At 48.1% G+C, this 15,047-nt stretch carries 14 protein-coding genes; 11 read left to right on the top strand and 3 right to left on the bottom strand.

Going from position 1 to position 15,047, the window contains the following annotated elements; translation table 11 throughout:
• Nucleotides 1-143 precede the first annotated feature (143 nt).
• The 7 genes from NST96_RS02180 (at nucleotide 144) to NST96_RS02210 (ending at nucleotide 7,061) form a co-directional block, all read left to right on the top strand.
• The gene (locus NST96_RS02180) at nucleotides 144-821 is read left to right on the top strand and encodes a response regulator transcription factor (RefSeq protein ID WP_003393060.1); all 678 of its coding nucleotides are present in this window, start codon (nucleotides 144-146) and stop codon (nucleotides 819-821) included.
• Complete coding sequence (locus NST96_RS02185) at nucleotides 796-1,803, top strand: ATP-binding protein (protein ID WP_003393062.1); 1,008 nt, start codon at nucleotides 796-798, stop codon at nucleotides 1,801-1,803. Before NST96_RS02180 ends, NST96_RS02185 begins: the two co-directional genes overlap by 26 nt.
• Nucleotides 1,804-1,899: 96 nt before the next feature.
• Nucleotides 1,900-2,658: an ABC transporter ATP-binding protein gene (locus NST96_RS02190; RefSeq protein WP_003393064.1), complete on the top strand. Its 759-nt coding sequence runs from the start codon at nucleotides 1,900-1,902 to the stop codon at nucleotides 2,656-2,658.
• A gap of 95 nt (nucleotides 2,659-2,753) precedes the next feature.
• Nucleotides 2,754-4,724 carry an FtsX-like permease family protein gene (locus NST96_RS02195; RefSeq protein ID WP_342406527.1) on the top strand — a complete coding sequence of 657 codons (1,971 nt, stop codon included), beginning with the start codon at nucleotides 2,754-2,756 and terminating at the stop codon, nucleotides 4,722-4,724.
• A gap of 489 nt (nucleotides 4,725-5,213) precedes the next feature.
• Nucleotides 5,214-5,864 (top strand): YitT family protein, encoded by a 651-nt coding sequence (locus NST96_RS02200; RefSeq protein ID WP_342405522.1) that lies wholly within the window; start codon nucleotides 5,214-5,216, stop codon nucleotides 5,862-5,864.
• 92 nt (nucleotides 5,865-5,956) lie between these two features.
• Nucleotides 5,957-6,709, top strand: a complete 753-nt coding sequence (locus tag NST96_RS02205; protein ID WP_342405524.1) for a metallophosphoesterase family protein — start codon at nucleotides 5,957-5,959, stop codon at nucleotides 6,707-6,709.
• Nucleotides 6,710-6,743: 34 nt separating this feature from the next.
• Nucleotides 6,744-7,061 (top strand): HAD family hydrolase, encoded by a 318-nt coding sequence (locus tag NST96_RS02210; protein ID WP_081924473.1) that lies wholly within the window; start codon nucleotides 6,744-6,746, stop codon nucleotides 7,059-7,061.
• 54 nt (nucleotides 7,062-7,115) lie between these two features.
• On the opposite strand, the gene NST96_RS02215 is transcribed toward NST96_RS02210, so the two are convergent.
• On the bottom strand, nucleotides 7,116-7,730 hold the full coding sequence (locus NST96_RS02215; RefSeq protein WP_338462796.1) for a helix-turn-helix domain-containing protein: 615 nt from the start codon (nucleotides 7,728-7,730) through the stop codon (nucleotides 7,116-7,118).
• A 273-nt stretch (nucleotides 7,731-8,003) separates the two neighbouring features.
• Between NST96_RS02215 and cyoE the strand changes: the two genes are divergently transcribed.
• The 3 genes from cyoE to NST96_RS02230 all read left to right on the top strand — a co-directional run bounded on the left by cyoE (nucleotide 8,004) and on the right by NST96_RS02230 (nucleotide 10,764).
• Entirely contained in the window at nucleotides 8,004-8,948 is a 945-nt protein-coding gene (gene cyoE, locus NST96_RS02220) for a heme o synthase (protein WP_003392856.1), read from the top strand.
• 621 nt (nucleotides 8,949-9,569) lie between these two features.
• The gene (locus tag NST96_RS02225; protein ID WP_003392852.1) at nucleotides 9,570-10,142 is read left to right on the top strand and encodes a GNAT family N-acetyltransferase; all 573 of its coding nucleotides are present in this window, start codon (nucleotides 9,570-9,572) and stop codon (nucleotides 10,140-10,142) included.
• Nucleotides 10,129-10,764: a C39 family peptidase gene (locus NST96_RS02230; protein WP_003392850.1), complete on the top strand. Its 636-nt coding sequence runs from the start codon at nucleotides 10,129-10,131 to the stop codon at nucleotides 10,762-10,764. The genes NST96_RS02225 and NST96_RS02230 overlap by 14 nt, the downstream gene beginning before the upstream one ends.
• Before the next feature lie 149 nt (nucleotides 10,765-10,913).
• On the opposite strand, the gene NST96_RS02235 is transcribed toward NST96_RS02230, so the two are convergent.
• Together NST96_RS02235 and NST96_RS02240 are read right to left on the bottom strand one after the other, a co-directional pair.
• Nucleotides 10,914-12,035 carry a GNAT family N-acetyltransferase gene (locus NST96_RS02235; RefSeq protein ID WP_003392849.1) on the bottom strand — a complete coding sequence of 374 codons (1,122 nt, stop codon included), beginning with the start codon at nucleotides 12,033-12,035 and terminating at the stop codon, nucleotides 10,914-10,916.
• A 441-nt stretch (nucleotides 12,036-12,476) separates the two neighbouring features.
• Nucleotides 12,477-13,859 carry a PLP-dependent aminotransferase family protein gene (locus NST96_RS02240; RefSeq protein ID WP_340700969.1) on the bottom strand — a complete coding sequence of 461 codons (1,383 nt, stop codon included), beginning with the start codon at nucleotides 13,857-13,859 and terminating at the stop codon, nucleotides 12,477-12,479.
• Nucleotides 13,860-14,072: 213 nt separating this feature from the next.
• Here NST96_RS02240 and NST96_RS02245 point away from each other — a divergent pair, with 213 nt between their 5' ends.
• Complete coding sequence (locus tag NST96_RS02245; protein ID WP_024984223.1) at nucleotides 14,073-14,993, top strand: DMT family transporter; 921 nt, start codon at nucleotides 14,073-14,075, stop codon at nucleotides 14,991-14,993.
• The last annotated feature ends 54 nt before the right edge of the window (nucleotides 14,994-15,047 follow it).

Raw genomic sequence — 15,047 nt, forward strand, 5'->3', positions numbered from 1 at the left:
ATCCGCACACAAATGCCCCTGGTCTTAGCTGAAGAGACTCTCCCGGTTTCGCCCTGAAAAAAGGAAGGGATATAATGTATGCAGGCCACGGCATGCAAAGCAAAAAGCGATGCATCCAACAATCCTGATTCGGGAGGCAAGCGATGAAAATACTTTTAATAGAAGACGATGTGAAGCTGATCAAATATATCAAGCAGTATTTGACCGCATACGATTATGAAGTTTTCATTGTCGGGGATTTTGAGCGGGTCGTGGAAACAGTTGACCGGGTAGAACCTCATCTGATCATTCTGGATATCAATTTGCCGACGTTTGATGGTTTTTATTACTTGAAACAAATCAGGAAAACCCACGCCGTACCGATCATCATATTATCCGCCAGGAATGAAGAAGGAGAACAAATCAGAGGAATGGAGCTAGGGGCGGATGACTATATCACCAAACCGTTTAGTGTCGGGATTCTTATGGCCAAAATTAACGCGGCCTTGCGGAGGTCCATGCAATACTCGGATGGGGTCAGGATCGAAGAGGGGAAGCTGGTGCTGCTGGAGGACAGTTTAAAGCTGCAGTATGAAAATCAAACCGTAGAGCTTTCGAAGAATGAGTATAAAATCATCAAATTATTGATGCAAAACAGAGGGAAACTGGTGAGCAGAGATGATCTGTTTGATGTGCTGACCGATTATAACACCTTCGTGGCGGAAAATACGCTCAATGTCAATATGTCCAGAATAAAGGGAAAGCTGAGGGAATTGGGGCTTGAGGATGTCATCTCGACGAAAAGGGGGTTGGGATATGTCTTTCATTCCGTTACTGATTGAAGTGATCCAGGACAAGAAAGTGACGATCTTCGTGTACACGATGAATACGTTCTTGATCATTTTATTTTATATGCTTTTGCTGGATAGCGCGGAGTATGTATATCCGATCCTGTTGAGCAGTACTCTGCTCATTCTTTATGTAGGCTACGAAGTATACAAATATCATCAATTTGTAAGCGAGATCGAGGACGGAGGGAAGAGTCCGGACTACGCCAAGCATGTCTCGAATCACAAAGACAAGCTTGTTTTTCAGACGCTCTCCAAACTCCATCGTCACTATAACGCAAGGCTTTATGATAACAAAGTCAAACAGAACAATAAAAATGCCTTGTTTTCACAATGGATCCACAACATGAAAACATCGGTTTCCGTCATCCACCTGGCTTGTGAAATCGGACTTGCGGAAAGAGAAAATGATGAGTATTTGGAAGACATCAAGGAAGAGAATGAAGGATTGAAAAAGAACCTGGAGGAAGCTCTGAACTTGCTTAGAATCGAAGAGTTTTCCAGGGATTTTATCGCTCAGCGCATGCCGTTGAAGCAACTCGTCTATCAAGCCTTGAACGAAAGAAGAAGAGAAATCAGGTATAAAGGAATCGAACCGATTGTGGATATACCGGAAGAATTTGAAATCTTGACCGATAAAAAATGGGCACAGTATATGCTTGAGCAAGTCCTGTCAAACGCCATCAAGTATTCCATAGCAGAGCGGAGCGAATCAATCATGATTCGCGCAAGAAAAGAACGGGACAAGGTGATTCTATCGATTATTGATGAGGGGATTGGGATTGACGAAAAGGATCTCCATCGCGTATTTGATCCATTTTTTACGGGAGATGGCGGGAGACGGGACAGAAATGCCACAGGAATCGGGCTTTATATGGTCAAGCTTATTTCGGATCGATTGGGACATCACATTCACATTCAATCACAAAAGAATAAAGGAACGACGGTCGACATCGGTTTTCTTTCAAAACTGTAAGACTTTGAGAGCAAAATCGATATTTTGTTATCCATTCCTCCTATAAACTTCTGCTTAGAACAGAACAAACGTTGCGTATTGGAGGTTTTCTTTCTGATGGAAGTATTAAAAGTAAATGACCTGTCAAAAGTGTACAACTCGTTTAAAGGAGCCAAAGAAGTTACGGCTTTGCATGGAATAAACCTCAGTGTGAGGAGAGGCGATTTTGTTGGCATTATGGGGCCGAGCGGTAGCGGCAAAACCACTTTGCTGAATTTGCTGTCTGGTATCGATCAATGCACGTCGGGAGAAATCTTTATCGAGGACAAAAACATCACAAACCTGTCGAAGGAGGAAATGGCGCTTTTTCGGAGGCACAGTGTAGGCTACGTATTTCAGGACTTTAACTTGCTGGACAGCCTGACGATCTCGGAAAACATCTCCCTTCCCTTGATACTGGACAAGATCGACCCGGCAACAATTAACGGAAAAGTTCAGGAGCTTGCAGCATTTTTCGAAATCGAGCATATCCAAAATAAATATCCTTATCATATATCGGGTGGACAAAAGCAAAGAGCAGCTGTGGCCAGAGCGTTGATCAATGACCCCGCCATCGTATTCGCCGATGAACCGACGGGCAATCTCGATTCAAAATCCTCCAAAAATATTATGAATACGCTGAAAAAGATCAATGAAGAAAGAAACAGCACGGTTTTCATGGTCAGTCATGACCCCTTTGCTGCGTCTTTTTGCAAAAGAATCATTTTTATCAAAGATGGAGCGATCAAGATGGAAATCGCATCGAATGGCGACAGAAAGGAATTTTTTGACCGCATCCTGGAAGCTGAAAGCATGATTGGGGGAGAGCTCCAATGACGTTTTCCGCGATTGTATATAAAAATTTGAAGTACAACCTCGCCCGTTATATCTCCTTTTATCTCGTAAACAGTTTTATTGTCGCTGTTCTATTTATGTATGGAACCTTGTTTTTTAACGACAGCATCCCGGACAACACGAAAAGTGTGTTCAATTTTTCGTTTGTGGCGATCGTGCTGTTCTGTATCGTTTTTATCTCCTACACGCAAACGTATTTTGTAAAATTCCGAGGAAAAGAATTTGGCGTCTATTTGACATTGGGGATGACTGCCAGAGACCTCAAAAAGATGACGCGACGAGAAAATATCATCATTATCTCCATCTCATTGCTAACCGGAATTACGGCAGGATTGCTTTTTTCGAGGATGTTTTACCTGATTCTGGGCAAATTGCTGAAAACTATCGAATACAGCATCGGCTTTGATTCTTTTTTGCTGACGATCGGTGTCTTTTTGCCGATTTATATCATCAGCACATTTTTTACAGAGAGATATTTGACCAAACTGTCCATCATTGAAGTCATTCAATCCAGCTCGAAAAAAGAAGTAGCCACTGCCAATCCCTTCGTCGGCTTGGTATCTATCCTGTTATTTGGACTAGCCTTGTACCTATTGCCGAAAATTTACACGGATGAAATCTTTGATGGTAGCAAGGCGATGCTTGCGCTTTGTGCAATAGTGGTATTAGCTAGTCCATTCTTCATTTTCGGTACATTGATCAGCACATGCCAATTGTTCATTCGTAAATTTCCGAGGGTGTACAATAACAACTTGCTGGTTCTGTCTAATCTTGCACACCGTTTTTTATCCTACCGGACGATTCTTTACGTGGTTTCCCTCATGGTGTCACTGGGTGTTTTTCTGATCGGAGTCGGTTACACGATCCATAAAAATGCCGTTACATTCAATGATTTGGAGAGACCGTATGACTTCATGTTCGTTGAAGATGGTATATACAATCATGTTTCGCCAGATGAGATGCGGGAAGTCATTGAAGATAGCGGCGGAAAGATCGAGAAATATGCGGTCTTGGAGTATCTTTCCTTACCGATTTACAAAATGAAGGATGGCAAAGTGAAAACGGGTGAGCGTACGTATTTCAACGGTGTCCTTGTTAGCGAAAGGAATTACAACAAGCATATGGCTGCAAACAAGGACGTAAAACAAGGCTACATGCTGGATGTATTTCTTGATGGCGGAGAGATTCAAACGAAACCTGCTGAAGATGTCATGTTTTTGATGAATAAAAAAAGCGTGCAAAGCCCAGGCACATCATTCGATGAGGCGAATATAACAATGAGCTCTTCAGACTTCTTTCGTCAGGTCGACCCTGCCGATGTATTTACCGTCTCGAAAGATCGGATTCAAAGTGATATGGCTCAGTTTGCAAATTTAGAGTATACCAATGCGTATTCAACGTATCACATCTATGTAGTCGATGATGCAGACTATGAAATGATCCGCAGAAAGAGCGGCTATCCCGATACTTCCAAGTATCATTTGATCAACCTCGCCAGCGGTGATAAAAACAAGATATTTGCTGAGATGCTCCGCACTTTGCGGGAAGCGAATCACGCTGATGAGTCCATCTGGAAGGACAAAACCTTTTTGGGTGGACCGAAAAACGAAAGGACCTTGCTGGAAGCATATCGCCCTTTCTCCAAGGCCGAGAAAGTAGAAATAGATGTACAAATAAATGGCGTCTTTTACTTCTCCATGGCGTTTTTGGGAGCGTTGCTCCTGATCTCCTCAAGTATTGTGCTGTTCTATAAAATTGTTACAGATATTGCGGAAGAAACGCAGAGAATCACGATACTGAGAAAAATCGGGATCACCAACCGCGAGATGACGCAAAATCTGACGAAACAGTTGAAATTGATCTTTTCGGTACCAGCCATCTTTGGTGTTGCTATGGCTTTGTACTATATCGCATTGGTGAATACCAACTACTCAAAAATCCATTATACGATGCTGCAGGCGTTGTATGTGGTGGCCGTGTACCTTTTCTTGCAGGTTCTTTTTTACTTCGGGTTAAAGAGAAAGTATCTTTCCAGTCTAAACGACTAGTCAAATTCTGCCGTTCTGGCTGCCTGAAGAAGGCTCTTTCAACTTTCCAGCGTGAATGAAAGTTGAAAGAGTCTCTTGCTTATCTGCACTCTTCCTGTTCCCAAATAGCCAAGAGGGGTTCCTTACATCACCATGATTTGGTATGGGACTGCCTTTTTCCTATAGACAAGTGGAAACGAGAATGGTAGAAAAGAGAGAATAAGCAAGTCCTTTCGTTCAACGGGAGAGGGAAAGAGAAATAAATCCTGAGAAATTATCATAAGATGCAAGATGGCGTGAGCTTGAAGCCGGTTCCTCCTGTAGGGTCATTTACTCGGTCAAGTAGTCCGAATATTCAATTTTGCAGAAAGAAGGTGAAGCTTATGGATACACACGTGATGCCCGTCTTCGGACAATGGATGGCATTCGCACAATCTCCCCCTTATGCGTCCTGAAGAGGACAACCGAAAATAGGGGCTGACCACCCCAACACAACAGGGGGAACCAATCATGATAAAGAAGTTTTTTTCAAGCCCGGTAACGGTTCAGTATGCCGTTTTCATGCTGGGCCTGGCTGTGATGGGCTTTGGAATCGGGATGATGATCGAAGCGAATCTCGGTGTGGCTCCGTGGGATACATTGCACATTGGATTGCAAAAGACATTTGGACTGACCATCGGCAGTTGGTCGCAAATCGTTGGAGCGCTCATCATACTCGCGTCTTACGCAATCGGAAAGATCAGGCCAAACGTGGGCATGTTTTTAAACATGTTTTTCTTCGGGCTGTTCATTGACTTATTCTTGTGGCTGGAATGGATTCCTACCGGAGAAACCTTGACGGAGCGCGTCGTCTTGTTCGCGGGCGGGCTTCTGATCTATACGTTCGGAACAGGGATGTACATTTCGCCGCGAATCGGGGCCGGACCCCGCGACAGCTTTATGCTGGCGCTGCATGAACGAATGGGCTGGGGGATCGGCAAAGTCAGGGTCGGGATCGAATGTACAGTTGCGCTCGTGGGCTTTCTCTTGGGAGGGCCGGTTTCGATCGGTACACTGGTGACGGCAGTAGCGATCGGGCCGTTGATCAAGCAGTTTATCCCGATGTGGGAGCGAATGATGGCCGTCCCGTACGGAAGAGCGCCAAAGAAAACAGCGGTTTAACCTGGCACAAAGCAAAACCACCACGCAAGCATTTCGTTTCCGTGGTGGTTTTTTTAAAAATACGGTTTGATGGTCGAAAGGAGAGATGTACGATGAAAGTGGCAGCACTTTATGACATCCATGGCAATTTGCCAGCCCTACACGCTGTGTTGGATGAGCTTGAAGACGTGAAACCGGACTTGCTTGTCATTGGGGGAGATATCGTCTCTGGGCCAATGCCTGCACAGACGATCGAGCGTCTTTTCCGGCTGGAAACGAAGGTCCGCTTCATACGTGGCAACTGTGATCGCGAAGTCGTCATGGCTTTTGACGGTGAGCCGCTTCGTCCCGGAATGTCAGCGAAGGGGCGTGAAAAGACGGAATGGGTCGCCAAACAGTTGACACGCGCTCAGCGCGATTTTTTGTCGCAGCTGCCGCAACTGTTTGTCCAATATATCGAAGGGATTGGGGAGGTATTGTTCTGTCATGCGACCCCGCATAGCGACGAGGTGATTTTTACACCGCTCACGCAGCAGGAAAGGCTGGACGCTATCTTTCAGGGAGTTGAGCAAGGAACGGTTGTTTGCGGGCACACGCATATTCAGTTTGAACTGCTTGCCGGAAAAACTCGCGTCATCAATGCAGGAAGCGTGGGTATGCCCTATGCCGACCAGCCCGGTGCCTATTGGCTGCTGCTTGGCCCGAACGGATGCGAGTTTCGGCGGACGGCTTACGACGTAGAGGCTGCCGCAAACGAAATTAGAAGAAGTGACGATCCACAAGCCCATGAGTTCGCAGAGGAGAATGTCGTCCAGGTTCCCACGGCTGCTCAAGCAATGGAAGTGTTTGAGCGTATGTCTGGATAGCCGCTTTTTTAGCGAGGCATGAAAGCGCAAAGGGGTGTGTCCGGCGCTGCACATTGAGCATTTTTTCGATAAGGCATTGATATCGGAATGGGAAGGGCTGCAAAAGCCAGACCCGGCGATTTTTCTTCGGGCGCTTGCAAAGCTTGGCGTTCCGGCAGAAGATGCTCTATTTGTAGGGGATCATCCGGAGAACGATGTCAGAGCCAGCCGGGCTGTCGGAATGAAGGCGGTTTGGAAGAGAAATGAACAGTTTGAAACTGTAGCAGAGGCGGATGCTGTCATTGACGATTTGGGGGAGCTAATCCATATTGTATGGCACGATCATGTTCATCCCTTATTTCCGTATAGATGATCACAAACGCCCAACCCTGCATTTGACATGCTGCCCCCTCCCATCAGGGGAAACCTATTCTTCCTCACGAGGGGGCTGGAGCATGCTTTGCAGCGCTTTTCCAAATAAATCGGGAGGAGCGGCGTTTTCCACAATAGAAGAAAAGATAGCCATGCCATTTTCCAGCGACAATAGAGTCCACGCCATTTCTTCCGCAGATAAAGACGCCTCGCAATGCTCCTTTGCCATCATTTCCTCGATTGTCTTTGAGAGTTGTTCTGCCGATTCCAAGATCATGCTCGACCACTTCTGGCGAACCGATTCCTCTCGCATCGCATATAAAAGAAATTCCATGTTCAGCATGCTCCAGGTCCGGGTTTGCTGTCTGGCTGAATGGAAATAGCGGTTCATCGTCTCATGAAAATGCTCAAGTGAAGGCTGTTGGCTAATAATTTTATGGATAGTGTGCACATGCAATTTCATTTGCTGTTCCAATATAGCAAGAAACAGCTCTTCCTTGGACTGAAAATGGGCGTAAACGGCTCCTTTGCTAAACCCGGCAAACTCCGCGATTTTATCGACAGAGGCCCCGTGAAAACCGAGCTGGGCAAAAGTCTTCGCTGCCGATTCCAGAAGCAATTGCCGTGTTTCCTGCTTGCGCTCCTCTTGGGTCAATCGTCGTCTCGTCACCGCTCGTCCTTCCTTTCTTGACTGCCGTCCCATATACTATTAATATACCGATTAGTATGTAAATTCCAATGAGTATATAAGGAAACATCTGTATTTTTCTACTTTAAATCGTTATTTGCAGCGTCTTTCGGGATAGTCATTTCCCATTTGGCAGGTACTGGTGTGTGCCAATTGTTTGAACTCGCAACATAATGAATGATAAATTGATATACTAGGTAGGAGTAAAAAGAGCTGGTCACATTTCGGGTAGATTAGAAAAGGAAGATAGGGAAAATGCAAAAGGACGAAAAAATCGATACGAACATACAACAAGCCCTCTCAACGGCTCCGAAACAGACATTGTCAAAGATTTTGGCGCAAACCGTGAAGACGGGGATTATCAAGTCGAATTTGATTCCGATGTTTGCGGGATTGACATTGGCCTTATATACGTACAAGATCAGCCCGTTTGAAAAGCTTCCGGAAATCATCTTGGCTTTCGTCGGTTCGAGTCTGGTAATGGGGGCGGCGGGGGCTTTTAATAACCTGTATGACCGCGACATTGACTCTGTGATGGAGAGGACCAAAAACAGACCTACTGTAACAGGGGAAATAGAGCCGAAGACGGTATTGTGGCTGGGGATTGTCATGACGATCCTGGGACTGGCGGCTCTCGCATGGACTACTCCGCTTGCGGCATTGCTGGGGTTTTTGGGACTGTTTTTTTATGTCGTCCCTTATACGATGTGGACGAAACGAAGGACGATCTACAATACAGAGGTGGGAAGCATCTCTGGAGCAGCTCCTCCGCTCATCGGGTGGGCAGCGATTCATCCGGATATCACGCATCCGGCGATCCTGGGCCTCTTTGTGATCATGGTAATTTGGCAAATGCCCCATTTCTATGCAATCGCGATCCGCAAGCACGATGAGTACAAGGCAGCGAAGGTTCCCATGCTGCCTGTAGTCAAGGGCGTCCGCAGAACCTATATCCAAACGAATGTGTATTTGGTCGTATTGATCGCGACCAGCTTTCTGCTTGGCTCGCTTAGCCTCGGACTGATGCTGGTGGCTCTTTTGTTGAGTGTCGCATGGCTGATTTTAAGTGTGTATGGCTATAAAAAAATGGACCCGGAGAAGTGGGCAAAATCGCTGTTCCTGTTTTCACTGCTGCACATGACCGTCTTGTTTTCTACCGTGATTCTCTATTCGCTGGTGGGCGTCTTTCTGGAATTGTAAGCATACCAGTCCGACAAATTCATATGTTGGCGGGTATTCGCAATGGCAAAGGCAGGCTCTGAAAAGGGGCTGTCTTTTTCTATTCCCGGATAAAAATTGAGCTGCCCGATATAAAGAGAAGGACTTAGGCAGCAGAATGGACAAATAGTAAGTATTCCCTGGCGGACTGCAACTATGGAAGGCAGCGGCTGCGCGAGCAACATGCCAGAGGGGATGCAAAAGAGTGGCTGATTCCCCCAGGCCAAATCCGCGCCCTTGATGGTTCGGCACAAGCCGTCGTACCAAAGCTGGGCGGCTTGTGCCTGTAGCCTTTCGGACAAGAGGCTGGATCGCCTATTTCGGCGCTTCTTTTCCCGCATCCTCGGATTCTTTGTCCAGATTGGTCCGAATGCCAATGATTGGACCTTGGGGGAGGCGGGGCGATCACGCGGTCGGTCAACTGTTTAAAATCGGGCAAATGGTCCTCGCGGTGTGTGTCGATGGGGAACAATCCTCCTTTCATGTATGGACAATGAATTTGGACTTAGTATATCCAAAGCAAGGCTGTCCATTTAGAACAAAGGGAGAGTAGCTGGATTGTCGGTCTTCTTGTGGGGGCCAGTTAAGTACGGGAGGAAGACAATGAATATAAAAATAGCGGAACTGAAGGACGCTCACGGAGATTACCGCGTGGATAGCATCGATGGCAGCTTCCTCGTTGATTCCGAGCTTGTCCTATCCGTAACCGATGGGCGAATCGGGTATACAGTCAGAGAAGTGCCTGCTTATCAGAAAAGCTATTTGGAAGAGGAAGACGTGGACTATTCCGAATACATCGGCAATCCCGATCAAATCATCTATGTCGCACTGGCAGACGATAAAGTCGCGGGCCTGATTGTGTTGAAGCGGAATTGGAACCATTTCGCTTATATAGAAGACATCAAAGTAGACAAAAGCTGCAGAAGGTTTGGTATCGGCCGCAAATTAATCGAGCAGGCCGTGCTTTGGGCGAAGGCGGGCGGAATGGCCGGCATCATGCTGGAGACGCAAAGCAACAATGTAAACGCATGCAAATTTTACGAGAGCTGCGGCTTTGTCATAGGCGGCTTTGATTTTTTTGTGTATAAAGGCATTCCCGAAAGCAGCGGCGAGACTGCGCTGTACTGGTACCTTCATTTTGATCGGGAGCGAACAAATCGCCATGGAAAGGAATGAGAATATGGCTGTAGTGCCTTATTTTTCGCAATGGGAATCTCGGGAGCTGGTGCCGGATTTTTTGTCCGGGCGCATGCTTCCTGCCGATGACCCCCTGTGGCATCTGTCCGGCGCCTCCAACCGGGAGGAATATGCGACCTGGAGCGCTCACATCTGCGGCATGGCCTGCCTGAAAATGCTGCTCGCCCATCGGCAAAAGCAAATCATTCCAACCATCGAGTTAATGAAACAATGCCGGGAATACGGAGGGTATGTCGAGAACGGGGACGGGACGATCAAAGGCTTGTTCTACCGTCCCTTTGTTTCCTTTGTCGCGGACAAATTCGGGCTTGCAGCCGAGGTCAAGGAGCATACACCGATTGAAGAGATCGGCGAATTGCTCGATCAAGGCCATGTCTTCTTTGCTTCTGTCCACCCGAGTATCCGCACGCCTGAGGTGACGCCGCCCCGGCAAGGCGGGCATCTGGTGTATGTATTTGGCGGCAATGCTCAAACCTGGGAGGTCGTTTTTCACAATCCATCCGGGGACACGCCCGCCAGTCAGGAAAATGTCCGGTTAAGCCTCGAGGTCTTCGCCCGTTTTTACGCCGGGCGGGGGGTATTGATCAAGCCTTCGCAATAAAGGTAATAGAAATGGATAGAGCTTCAGTTGATGCCTGAAACTCTATCCATTTTTTGTTTGTTTCAGCTAAACTTGTTTACTGCAAAATTCATACGGAGGGACAGTCCGGGATTTGCTCTCCGGCGCCAATGCGTCGGTCGCCTGCGTTTTTATTTCGCCAATTCCAGAGCTATGGCCGCGGAATCCGCTTCGGAGTACACATAGTCTGCGGCGGTCTGGCACTCGGTACCGTCCCAGCCTTTCTCCACAGCGATCCGGTAATAATGCTTGGCGCGCTCCTTCTCGCCGATCCGGTAGAACAGGCAGGCCGCATTCCAATACAGCGAGGCCATGCCGTCCCAGTCCCAGCCTTTGTCAAGGGCCTGGGCGTAGTTCCATGCGGCGCGGGCATAATCCTTTTGAGTGCCCACAGTCCCGTCTCCTTGCATGTAATAATTGCCGTTTACGAGAAAATTGTTCAGCGGATTCGTCCACCCGAACAGGACCGGGTATTCGGCAAGCGGCTTGAATCCGACAGAAAGGGCCGTTCGTCGAGAGGCTGCATTGCTGGACCAGCACTGCCAGCCTGCTCGTGTGAGGCCCCGTTTCCGGGCCAGTGCGAGAGCGCCTGCGGCTGTCTTTTTGGCCCAGCCTTTTTCCCGGTAGCCTTCTGCGGTTTCAACGCCCAGCTCGCACTCGCTGCCGACCACCCAATCTGTCAGGCACCAGCTGACAATGACCGGTCCTCGCTCTGTTTCCTCAATGCCGACGCATCCGAAACCTTTGTCTAGAAATGCCTCCAGCGAAGGCCATTGGTTCGAGATTTCCTCCAAAACGTCGTCCACACCGATGCAATCCTCGCGTGCCAGCAGCTTTTGATCCACAGGGATGACACCGTCGGCAAGCGGTGCATCCGTGTTGCCCAGATCGTGAGAAAAGGTCATTCTGCCGCTTTTCATCGCGTACAGATCTTTCATCACGATATCCATTTTCGCTTCCCACAGCGGGCTTTGCGGGTAATAGACGACATAGTCCAGCACATCGTCGGCGTCAAGCTTGGGAAAAATCTCATGTCGTAACAGGCTGTTCATCTCCCGTAAAAACAGATCATTATCGGGATTGCCGCCCAGATATATTCCTTCTGTGCTTGCCACCATGGCCGTAGCAGAATCATCCGCCATAAAAATTCGGCCGGGTATGAGGCCATGGATCACTCCGTGAATACACAAGTGGTTCTTGCAATCCTGAAAAATGTCCAGGGCCTTTGTATAGTTTTTGCTTTGCAGCTCCATGAAGCAAAACCTCCTTTTGTTTGGGAAAAGCATAAAATCGCATAACGGCTAAAACGCTGTTCCATGACGGCAACTGCCTTGCTTGCGCATCGCCCGGATTTTGATAAAATCGCGGCCTTTTCGTTCCGTAATCTCTGCGTACGCCTGTTTTTGGGCGCAAAAAGACCGCAGACAACGCCTGCGGTCTCTATCGGCCTATTGTTGCCGGGTTTATCTGCAAAGCAAATAAACCCCCTTTTTATAGGAGCCATGAGCAGCGATATCCTTATAAAACTGCAGAGGAAGCACCATCTGCACTATTTAGTTCATCATCATTCCATAAGGAAAATAAGCCCGGCGTTTCATGCCAATCATTCCCTTCAAAAGCGAGATGCCATTAGAATAACGCAAATGGATTGCAGATACAACCTGTATTTTCCAAAAAAGGGTACAGCTTCAGGCTTACAGCAGCAAAGATGGTCTGGAATGAAAATGATCCTTTTTCCCTTGAAGAAAGACAATGCACCGGGCGATTTGTTCGACCCCGCGGCCAATCTGCTCCTCGCTCACCTGGGAGATGCAGAGGCGCAGCATATTTTCCTGGCGATATTCAGGCAAAAACATGCGCACCGCGTCATCGACGTAGACATTTGCCCGGAGCAGCAAATCGGCCATCCGCCCGGCCTTCACATGTTCAGGGAGAGAGACGGCCAGATAAAAACCGGAAGTCGGCCTGGAGATGGAAGCGCCGGGGGGCAAGTGGATGTCGCAGGCTTCTTGAAGCAGCTTCATCTTTCGTTGATAAAGCTTTTTTATTCTTTTGATGTGTCCCTGGAACATGCCGCTCTTCAAATAAATTTCCAAGGCTCCTTGAGAAAGTGCGGAGCTGTTGAAATCTGCACTGAATTTATGGCGCGAAAATGTGTGGATCATGAGCTTGGGCAGGACGACGGCGGCAAGTCTTAGTCCGGGCAGCATGATTTTCGAAAAGCTTTTGAGATAGATCACTCGCCCGGAAGGATCGTAGGAGAACATGGGGTCATGCCTGGGGTTCGGATCAAGATCGCCCAGAAAATCATCCTCAACGATGTACACATCGTATTTTTGCGCCAGCTTCACAATCTGTTTTTTCTCTTCATTTGTATAGCTGTGACCAAGCGGATTGTGAAACCGCGGGACGGTATAAAAAAATTTGATGTCATTGTTTCGGAACATATATTCCAAACGGTCGAGATCAAGTCCTTTCATTGTCCGTTCGATGCCCAATGCCGTGGCGCTCTGAAGCTCCACTGCCTCGATAAACCCGAAGTAGGTTGGCTGTTCCATAAGGATATTCCTTTTGCCGTTGGGAAATGGCATAGACACCAGCAGATGGAGAGCCTGCTGCGCTCCCGACGTGATGAAAAGCCTCTCCGGGTCTGTAAACACCTGCAGATTTTGCAAGTATTTGATGAGCTGGAGGCGCATGGAATAAAAGCCTTGGCGATCGGAATAACTGAACAGCTCTTCTTTGTAAATGTCGATGGCCTGGTTGATGCAATGCTGAAACTCAATGTAAGGCATCGCTTCCCTGTCCGGACCGGCGGAATAAAAATCAACCTTTTTGTTTGCAAGCTCATCATGCGGCGAGCGGTATTCGTTCACCACATAGTACCCGCTTTTCGGAACGGAATACACCAGATGCTCTTTTTCCAACTCGCTGTAAGCCTGAATGACGGTATTTTTGCTGCAGGAAAATCGGTCGGCCAGCATGCGGACCGAGGGAAGCTTGCTTCCGGGACCGATTGTTCCGTTTGCCACCTGCTGCTTGATTACGCTCATAATCATCTCGTATTTTGCGGCCACAAGGTAAACCTCCCGATTCTGTACCAGGACAGATGAGGAAAAGCGCGATTTCAATCGCTGTCTGTCTCCCCTATAGTGTAATTATTCTGACATGTCTTTGGAAGCAATGTATGAAAATTTGGAGTGGTACAGTTCATTTATTTCGCTTGCAGCTTGGGCAAACGGGGGACAGATGCCTGACCCCCGGCTGCGAGCAAAAAGTGGGGGATTGTCATGCTGGGAGAAAAACAGGAAAAGAAAGAACGGCTAGGGTTGTTGCTCGGTGTAATCGGGGTGTTTTGCTTTAGTTTAACGCTTCCGACCACGCGAATAGCGGTCGAATATTTCGGCCCCACTGTTGTCGGGCTGGGAAGAACGGTGATCGCTTCGGTCCTGGTTGCGATTGTCTTATTGATTCGGAGGGAGAAGCTTCCGTCTGCCAAACAGTTTAAAGGACTGATTGTCGTCGCTCTCGGTGCTGTCCTGGGCTTTCCTTTACTCACATCCTGGGCGATGGAGAGATTGCCTGCTTCTCACGGAGCCGTAGTCGTCGCCTTGTTGCCATTGGCTACTGCAGGCTGCGCCATGCTTCGCGCAAGAGAGCTTCCTTCCTTCAAGTATTGGGTGGCCAGTGTGGTAGGCTTTCTGGCGGTTATCGCGTACGCCTTCCACCTCGGATTCGGCCAATTGCAGTATGCGGATTTCGCGCTGCTTGCGGCAGTCATCCTCCTCGCCTTCAGCTATGCCGAGGGAGGGCTGCTGGCACGGGACTTGGGCGCTTGGCAGGTAATAGCCTGGGCACTAGTCATTGCGGTTCCGTTTATCGTCGTCCCTGTCCTGATGAACGTCACAGGGGAAATACTGCATGCCCCCCTGAAAGCCTGGATCAGTTTTATCTACCTTGCCGTCGTCAGTCAGTTTTTGGCATACGTAGCGTGGTATAGCGGCCTTGCCATGGGGGGAATTTCGCGGGTGAGCCAGATGCAGTATTTGCAGCCCTTTTTGATGATTCTGTTCTCCGCTCTTTTGTTGAACGAATCGATCACGCTTTTCACGATAGCAACCTCTGTCATTGTCGTGCTTTCCGTAATGGTAGGGAAGAATGCGCCCGTGAGAAAGGTTCAGGCCACATCACATTCCAAATCGATGAAATAGTCGGCAGAGGGAGCGGGGCTTGTGCGATTGGTTCAAACAGAAACCGGGCAAAAC

Source organism: Brevibacillus sp. FSL K6-2834, from assembly GCF_038592925.1.
GTDB classification, from domain to species: domain Bacteria; phylum Bacillota; class Bacilli; order Brevibacillales; family Brevibacillaceae; genus Brevibacillus; species Brevibacillus borstelensis.

Excerpts from the sequence above, each read along its gene's own strand:
- NST96_RS02180 (WP_003393060.1), top strand. The coding sequence starts at position 144 with ATGAAAATACTTTTAATAGAAGACGATGTGAAGCTGATCAAATATATC.
- NST96_RS02185 (WP_003393062.1), top strand. The coding sequence starts at position 796 with ATGTCTTTCATTCCGTTACTGATTGAAGTGATCCAGGACAAGAAAGTG.
- NST96_RS02190 (WP_003393064.1), top strand. The coding sequence starts at position 1,900 with ATGGAAGTATTAAAAGTAAATGACCTGTCAAAAGTGTACAACTCGTTT.
- NST96_RS02195 (WP_342406527.1), top strand. The coding sequence starts at position 2,754 with ATGTATGGAACCTTGTTTTTTAACGACAGCATCCCGGACAACACGAAA.
- NST96_RS02200 (WP_342405522.1), top strand. The coding sequence starts at position 5,214 with ATGATAAAGAAGTTTTTTTCAAGCCCGGTAACGGTTCAGTATGCCGTT.
- NST96_RS02205 (WP_342405524.1), top strand. The coding sequence starts at position 5,957 with ATGAAAGTGGCAGCACTTTATGACATCCATGGCAATTTGCCAGCCCTA.
- cyoE (WP_003392856.1), top strand. The coding sequence starts at position 8,004 with ATGCAAAAGGACGAAAAAATCGATACGAACATACAACAAGCCCTCTCA.
- NST96_RS02225 (WP_003392852.1), top strand. The coding sequence starts at position 9,570 with ATGAATATAAAAATAGCGGAACTGAAGGACGCTCACGGAGATTACCGC.
- NST96_RS02230 (WP_003392850.1), top strand. The coding sequence starts at position 10,129 with ATGGAAAGGAATGAGAATATGGCTGTAGTGCCTTATTTTTCGCAATGG.
- NST96_RS02235 (WP_003392849.1), bottom strand. The coding sequence starts at position 12,035 with ATGGAGCTGCAAAGCAAAAACTATACAAAGGCCCTGGACATTTTTCAG.
- NST96_RS02245 (WP_024984223.1), top strand. The coding sequence starts at position 14,073 with ATGCTGGGAGAAAAACAGGAAAAGAAAGAACGGCTAGGGTTGTTGCTC.